The sequence below is a fragment of the Streptomyces jumonjinensis genome (genome assembly GCF_009600885.1).
In the GTDB taxonomy this organism is placed as follows: domain Bacteria; phylum Actinomycetota; class Actinomycetes; order Streptomycetales; family Streptomycetaceae; genus Streptomyces; species Streptomyces jumonjinensis.
The window spans coordinates 22,406-29,557 of record NZ_VCLA01000121.1; the positions used below are offsets into that span (position 1 = coordinate 22,406).

Consider the following 7,152-nt stretch of genomic DNA (forward strand, 5'->3'; position numbering starts at 1 on the left):
GGGGCATGCGCGCATACGGGTACGGACGGTACGGAACGACCGATCCGGGAGAGCCGGGAGCGGCCGTATGAGCGCATCGGCGTCGGCGGGAGGGGACGACTCGCGGAGCGACAAGAGCCCCAAGAGCTCTCGGGGTCCCCACAGCCCCGAGAGCCCCGGGGCCCCGGGAACCACCCCCACCCTCCGCGACACCCTCCTCAGCAGCGGCTACCTCAAACTCCTCCTCCTCTCCGTCGTCATCGGCGTCCCCATCGCCCTCGCCTGCTTCTTCTTCGTCAGCATTCAGCACGCCTTCCAGCACGCCGTCTGGGAGACCCTCCCCGAGGCCGTCGGCTACGCCGAACCCCCCTGGTGGTGGCCCCTGCCCGCGCTGCTGCTCGCCGGGCTGCTGCTCGCGCCCGTCGTCACCCGGGCCGTCGGGAGCGGCGGGCACACCCCCGTACACGGTCTCGGCGGTCCCCCGCTCGGCCCGGACGCGCTCCCCGGGGTGATCTTCGCCGCCCTCGCCACCCTGCCGCTGGGGGTGGTCCTCGGCCCCGAGGCCCCCCTGATGGCGCTGGGCAGCGGGCTCGCCCTGCTCGCCGTACGGTCCGCGAAACGCGCCGAACCTCCCGAGGCGGCACTGGTCCTGGGGACCGCCGGGTCCACCACCGCCATCTCCACCATCCTCGGCGGGCCGCTCGTCGCCGCCGTGATGATGGTGGAGGCCGCCGGTCTCGCCGGGCCGCAGCTGGTCGTTCTGCTGCTGCCCTGTCTGCTGGCCAGCGGCGTCGGCGCGCTGGTCTTCACCGGCTTCGGGGAGTGGACCGGCCTCTCCATCGGCGCGCTCGAACTGCCCTCCGTACCGCCGAACGTCCCGCCCGACGCCGGGGACTTCCTGTGGGGCCTCCCCGTCGCCGTCCTGCTCGCCGTCGTCGTCACCGCCGCCCACCGGCTCGGCTATCTCGCCGAAGCCTGGACCACCCGGCGGAACACCGGCCTCCGCACGGTCGCCGCCGCCGTCGCCGTGGGCGTCTGCGTCGCCGCGTACGCCCTGATCACCGGGCGCTCCCCGGCGGAGGCCGCGCTCTCCGGGCAGATCGCCCTCGGCGCGCTCGCCGCCGACCCGCACGCCTGGTCCATCGCGGCGCTGATCGTGCTCGTGCTCTGCAAGGGGGTGGCCTGGGGCATCTGTCTGGGCGGGCTGCGCGGCGGGCCGATCTTCCCCGCCGTGCTCCTGGGGGCGGCGATCGGCATCGCCTGCTCCGGGCTGCCCGGGTTCGGCACCACCCCGGCGCTCGCGCTCGGCATCGCCACCTCGACGGCGGTGGTGACCCGGCTCCCGGTCACCAGCGCCGTACTCGCCGCCCTCCTCATGGGCGATGACGCGGACAATCAGATGCCGCTGATCGCCGTCTGCTCGGTGGTCGGCTTCATCACCGCACAGCTCCTGGAGCGAAAGCCCCGCTGAGGCGGGCCTTAACCACTGGCACACGCGCCGGACCGCACCCGATGATGGCGGCTCACCAGGCCACCACCCGGAGGTCACCACCCGGAGGCCACCACCCGGAGGTCACCACCCGGAGGAGCACCCCGCGCCATGCCCGATCAGGAGACCGTGCCCGATCAGGAGATCACGTCCGATCAGGAGATCATGTCCGGCGGCGTCAACACGGTCGTCCGCGTCGGCGACACCGTACGGCGGCCCACCGGCCCCTGGTCCCCACGCGTCCATGAGCTGCTGCGGCGGCTGCGGGAACAGGGGTTCACCGCCGCCCCGGCCGTGCACGGAGTGACCGAGGACGGTTTCGAGCTCCTCGACTTCATCCCGGGCGAGGTCAGCGACTACCCGGCCACCCCGGCCGCCGCCTCCGCCGAAGCCCTCCGGAGCGCGGCCGAGGTGCTGCGCGCCTATCACGACGCCACGGCGGAGTACGCGCGCAGCGCCGCCGCGGACGGGTGGATGCTCCCGGCGCGTACCCCCGTCGAGGTCATCTGCCACGGCGATTACGCACCCCACAACTGCGTCCTGGACGGTACGCGGGTCATCGGCGTCATCGACTTCGACACCGCCCACCCCGGCCCCCGGCTCTGGGACATCGCCTACGCCGTCCACCGCTGGGCTCCGCTCACCGCGCCCGCCAACGCGGACGGCTTCGGCACAGCGGCGGAACAGGCCCGGCGGGCCCGGGACTTCTGCGACCGCTACGGGCTCGGCGCGGCGGACCGCGCGGAGTTGATCGACACCGTCATCGCCCGGCTGCACGCCCTGGTGGCGTATATGCGCGCCGAGGCGGCGGCGGGCAGCGCGGCCTTCGCGGGCCATCTCGCCGACGGGCACCATCTCCAGTACCTGGGCGACGCCCGCTATCTGGACGAGGAGCGGGCCGTGTTCGACCGGTGGCTGGGGCCGGGGGACCCGGGCCCGGCGGGGCCCGGAGGACCGGCGGAATCCAGAGGACCGGCTCCGGCGGACGGCCGCCGCTGAGCCCGGAGTACGGTACGGAGGCCGGAAGCCCGGACCAGAGGCACGGACGCCGGAAGCTCAGCCACACCCCCAGGAGCTGCGGAATCGCACCCTCCACCCGGCGGTCGATGGCACACTGACGCCCGGCCTTCGAAGGAGCCGCACCGTGCCGATGATCCACAAGCTGCGCCGTGCGATGCGCCGCGCCTACCGCCCGACCGTCGATCTCAGCCACCCCGCCCGCTCGCCGCTCGGCAGCTCGGTCGTCAACTGCGTGGTGTACGAGGACGGGGTGCGGATCCCCTGCGACAACGATGCCGGGAGAGCCCTGCGCCGGGTGCGCAGCGGCAGCGGCAGAAGCAGCCGCAACGGCAACAGCCGCGGCTTCGTCTGGATCGGTCTGCACGAGCCCACCGAGATCGAGTTCGCCGTCTTCGCCGAGCTGTTCGGGCTGCACCCACTGGCCGTCGAGGACGCGGTGCAGGCCCATCAGCGCCCCAAGGTGCAGCGGTACGGACGCGAGGACGGCGGCGGCACCCTCTTCACCGTCCTCAAGACCTGTCGCTACGTCAGCCGTGAACAGCAGGACGCGGCCGGTGAGGTGGTGGACACCGGCGAGTTGATGGTCTTCACCGGGACCGACTTCGTGATCACGGTCCGGCATGGGCGGCATGGTTCGCTGGGACCGCTGCGGGAGGCGCTGGAGGACCGGCCCGAGCAGCTGGCCAAGGGGCCCGCCGCGGTGCTCCACGCCATCGCCGACCAGGTCGTGGACGACTATCTCGCCGTCACCGACGCCGTGCAGCACGATGTGGACGCCGTGGAGACCGCCGTCTTCAGCACGGACGCCCGGCGGGTCGACGCCGGACGGATCTATCTCCTCAAACGGGAACTGCTGGAGCTGAAGCGCGCGGTGGGGCCGCTGGAGCGGCCGATGCAGGCGCTCGCCACCGCACCGCTGCCGCCGGTGGGACCCGCGATCCAGCCGTACTTCCGCGATGTGGTCGACCATCTGGCGCGGCTGAACGAGCAGATCGGCGGGTACGACGCCCTGCTCGACTCCATCCTCCAGGCGCATCTGGCGCAGGTGACCGTCGCCCAGAACGAGGACATGCGGAAGATCACGGCATGGGCCGCGATCGTCGCGGTGCCGACGATGGTCTGCGGGGTGTACGGAATGAATTTCGACCATATGCCGGAGCTGCGCTGGACCTATGGCTATCCCCTGGTGATCGGGGTGATGGTGACCGCCTGTGTGCTGATTCACCGGAGCTTCCGGCGCAACGGTTGGCTGTAGAAGGGCTTTTCAGGCTGTTTTCAGTCAGTCGGCGCGACCCGACAGCGTTGTCACGGAAACCCCGAAAGCCGCCATCACCCCGTGATGAGCAGGCCGTACATCCAGGGGCGGCGCCCTGGACGATCAAGGTATGGACAACGTCATTTGGCATGTATACGCTCGGCCACTCCAAAACTATCTGCAACGTACCGCTAACCCGTAGTGAGCACGGCGACGACGCCGGCGCTGGCCACGGGTGACACCGCCGCCCGGCTCGCGGCGCCCTCCGGCGCCGCCACGACCCGGCGGCGAGCGCAGCGCCACCCTCATGACGTCAATGCCCGAGCCGCCACCGACGCCGACTGGGACATGCCGTCTTCCCATGCCATGCCGACCACGGAAAGGCCGTTCACGTTGAGGAAGATCCAAGGCATCGCGGGTGCCGCCGCACTCACGGCACTGCTCGCCGGGTGCGGAACACAGCAGGCGGGCGCCCCGCCCCAGAGCCCCCCTACCAGCGTCGCGAACACGATGCCCCCGCGGGCCGCGCTCAGCGATCTGCCGACGGCCCCCACCAAGGGCCTGTCGAAGGGGCTCACGCTGCCTCTGGACCAGTACACCACCCAGCCGGCGGACGGCTACGCGTGGAAGGTCGCCGTCCACGCGCAGTGGCGCTCCTGCATGGCGCGTTACGGATTCCAGGACTTCGGCCCGCCCCCGGTCTCCGCGCAGTCGGTGACCACGGAGACCAACGCGGCCATGGGACGCCGGTACGGCATATCGGATCTCGATCTGGCGAAGAAGTACGGCTACCACCTGGCGACCGACACGAAGGAGACCCCGTACTGGGAGCCGGCGCCCGGCGCCGAGTCCGATGTGTTCACCGGTGCCGGGCCGTCGGTCGAAGGCGGTGTCTACCAGGGCCAGAAGATCCCCGAGGGCGGCTGCCGAGGCGAGGCCCGCCGGATGTTCCCGATGCCCCAGACGCCGCAGGCCGAGAGGGTCGGGTTCAGGGCCTTCCAGCAGTCGCAGAAGGACGCGGACGTCGTCAAGTCGATCGCACAGTGGTCCTCCTGCATGAAGCGGAAGGGCTTCGAGCGGAACCATCCGCTCGAAGACCTCGGCAAGCTCGGCATCTCGCTCTCCTCTCCCAAGGCCGGCAAGAAGGAGATCGCGGTCGCGGTCGCCGATGTCGAGTGCAAGAAGAAGACCGGGCTCGTCAAGGTCTGGAACACCGAGGAGCGCGGCATCCAGGCGAAGGCGATCAGCGAGCACAAGTCGAGGCTCGCGAAAGAGAAGAGCACCAAGGACAAGACCATCGTCAAGGTTCGACAGGCATACGGGGTGGCGGGCAACTGATGAGCATGCGGAAGACGACGGCCGTGGCCTCCGCCATCGGCGCGCTGAGCGCACTGGCCTTCTCGGTGACGCCGGCCGCGGCGGCACCGCCGGCACCGGCGGCCCCGCCGGCCCCGCCGGCCCCGCCGGCCCCCATCTCCTACGAGTCGGACGCCTGTAGCTCGTCGGGCAATGGCTACTGCTTCATCCTGCACGTCAACAGCAGGGGCGGGCAGACCTGGTACTCCGACAGCCCGTGCTTCGTGGCCAACAAGGACATCTCCGACCACTACGGGTACTCCCCCAACGGAGTCTCACTCGTTCGGTATGTCTGCAGGCCCGGCCAGATCTCGGGCAGCCCGGCGGTGTGCAACCTGTCGAACAGCCATGACGGCCAAGGCATCAAGAACAACGCGGCGTCGGCGTCGAACGGCGAGTGCTCGGCCAACTACCGCGTCTACTTCAACTCCGGGCACGGCGGGCCGAGCCAGGCGTTCCTGCCGACCTGTGGGGACTACTGGCCGTCGGAGAACCTGGTCACCGCGCTGAAGAACAACAACGCCTCACACGACCGCTACTGATCCCCTGTTCCCGTCGGCACGGGACGCTCCGGGCAGGCCCGCGACAGCCGCCGGACCGGAAACGGCCCGGCGGCTGTCGCTGTCGCCGTCGTCGCGTTCCCGAGCTCCCGGGCCCCGGAGCTACAGCAGGGCGACGAAGAGTCCGAGGGTCAACAGGGCGACCAGACAGCCGTAGAGCGCGAGGGTGAGGGAGCGCGCCTCGTCGGAAGGGTCGGTGCGGCCCGCACTGGAGAGCCGCAGGGCCGATGTGGCGACCAGGAGCAGCGCGGCGGCGGAGAAGGCGAGCACCACCGGCACCGGAAAGTCGTCGAGAAAGTCTTCGATCACTCGGCGACCGTCTCACGGGCCATCGGGGCCCGCACCCGGAGATACTCCGTCCCACGGCGGCCCGTTCGCTCTAAAACCCGAAGCCCTGCGCCCCCGGAGCCCCGGAGCGCGCCCCGTGCCCCCCGGCGAGGGTCTCGGCACGAGCCATAGTCGGAAATCGGGCAGTGGAGAAGGCTCCGAATCGGGGAGTGCGGCGTCAGCACCGGTACCAAGGGCCGTCACCGGTGATCCCGGCGGGGAAGCCCGCACAGCCGTCCCGTACCGCGACCGTGCCGGGAGTACCGAGTACCGGATCACCGGGGCCGGCCGGGTGCCACCGCTCCCTGCCCTGCCCGAGCACCGCTCGATCCGGTGACATGCCCCCCTGCTCAGGGGCGCTCCCTGGCGTTTGGGCAAGCGGCCCGGCGGCCGATCGCCGGCCCCGCGCCCGAAAACGCCGCCGCGCCGCCTCCCCGTCCGCGCGCCGTCTCACGCGCCCGCGCTCACGCCCGGGGGATTTGCAATCCGACAAGCTTCTTAATCACCTCTTCGGGTGATAGTGCTCTCATGTGCGCCGCCTGAGTCCTACCTTGCGAATGTGGCGGGAATTGAGCAGTTGAGCATATGGGGGATCGCGGCCATCCTGAGCTCGCCGGGGATGACCGCGATCGACCCCGTGGATACCGCGCGACAGCCGGACCGGCAGTCGAGCGCGGCGGCGCTCTCCCCGGGGGGTGAGAGGGGACGGCCGGACACGGCGTCCCCCGAGAGACCGGAGGCCGTACGCGTCATCGGCGAGGCGTTCCCCTACGAGGTGTCGGCCGCCGTCTCGGTCCCCGGGGTCGTCTGCGCCTCGGCGTCCGCGTCGGTCGCCGGGCCCCGGCCCGTCTCCGTGGGCGTACGGGTGTCGGTCGAGGTGCTGCGGCACTGCCCGCCGCCCCCGCCTCCCCCGCCTCCCCCGCCGCACCCACCGACCCCCACCTGTCCGCCGTCCCTATCGCCCACCACCTGTCCCACCCCCACGCCGACCCCTACACCGACGCCCACTCCGACGCCCAGCCCCACGCCGACTCCGACCCCGACCCCGACGCCCACACCCAGCCCGACCCCGACCCCGAGTCCCACGCCCACACCCACACCCACACCGACTCCTACACCTGCGGAGCCGGCCTCCCCGACCCCGGAGAGCTCCACGCCCCCGGCCG

At 71.4% G+C, this 7,152-nt stretch carries 7 protein-coding genes; 5 read left to right on the forward strand and 2 right to left on the reverse strand.

Annotation, left to right across the window (positions count from 1 at the left end; translation table 11 throughout):
- Positions 1-67 precede the first annotated feature (67 nt).
- The 5 genes from FF041_RS14315 (at position 68) to FF041_RS14335 (ending at position 5,641) form a co-directional block, all read left to right on the forward strand.
- Entirely contained in the window at positions 68-1,450 is a 1,383-nt protein-coding gene (locus FF041_RS14315; RefSeq protein WP_228388205.1) for a chloride channel protein, read from the forward strand.
- A gap of 129 nt (positions 1,451-1,579) precedes the next feature.
- Entirely contained in the window at positions 1,580-2,467 is an 888-nt protein-coding gene (locus FF041_RS14320; protein WP_153523201.1) for an aminoglycoside phosphotransferase family protein, read from the forward strand.
- Positions 2,468-2,618: 151 nt separating this feature from the next.
- Entirely contained in the window at positions 2,619-3,743 is a 1,125-nt protein-coding gene (locus tag FF041_RS14325) for a magnesium and cobalt transport protein CorA (protein ID WP_153523255.1), read from the forward strand.
- A gap of 201 nt (positions 3,744-3,944) precedes the next feature.
- Positions 3,945-5,081 (forward strand): hypothetical protein, encoded by a 1,137-nt coding sequence (locus FF041_RS14330; protein WP_153523202.1) that lies wholly within the window; start codon positions 3,945-3,947, stop codon positions 5,079-5,081.
- A gap of 5 nt (positions 5,082-5,086) precedes the next feature.
- Entirely contained in the window at positions 5,087-5,641 is a 555-nt protein-coding gene (locus FF041_RS14335; protein WP_228388206.1) for a hypothetical protein, read from the forward strand.
- Positions 5,642-5,761: 120 nt separating this feature from the next.
- Here the strand turns inward: FF041_RS14335 and FF041_RS14340 are convergent, their stop codons facing one another.
- Complete coding sequence (locus FF041_RS14340; RefSeq protein WP_153523204.1) at positions 5,762-5,968, reverse strand: hypothetical protein; 207 nt, start codon at positions 5,966-5,968, stop codon at positions 5,762-5,764.
- Between the two features lie 786 nt (positions 5,969-6,754).
- Positions 6,755-7,152 (reverse strand): hypothetical protein (locus tag FF041_RS37880; protein WP_228388207.1); only part of this gene is annotated, 398 nt, incomplete at its 5' end.

Excerpts from the sequence above, each read along its gene's own strand:
- FF041_RS14325 (WP_153523255.1), top strand. The coding sequence starts at position 2,619 with ATGATCCACAAGCTGCGCCGTGCGATGCGCCGCGCCTACCGCCCGACC.
- FF041_RS14320 (WP_153523201.1), top strand. The coding sequence starts at position 1,580 with ATGCCCGATCAGGAGACCGTGCCCGATCAGGAGATCACGTCCGATCAG.
- FF041_RS14315 (WP_228388205.1), top strand. The coding sequence starts at position 68 with ATGAGCGCATCGGCGTCGGCGGGAGGGGACGACTCGCGGAGCGACAAG.
- FF041_RS14335 (WP_228388206.1), top strand. The coding sequence starts at position 5,087 with ATGCGGAAGACGACGGCCGTGGCCTCCGCCATCGGCGCGCTGAGCGCA.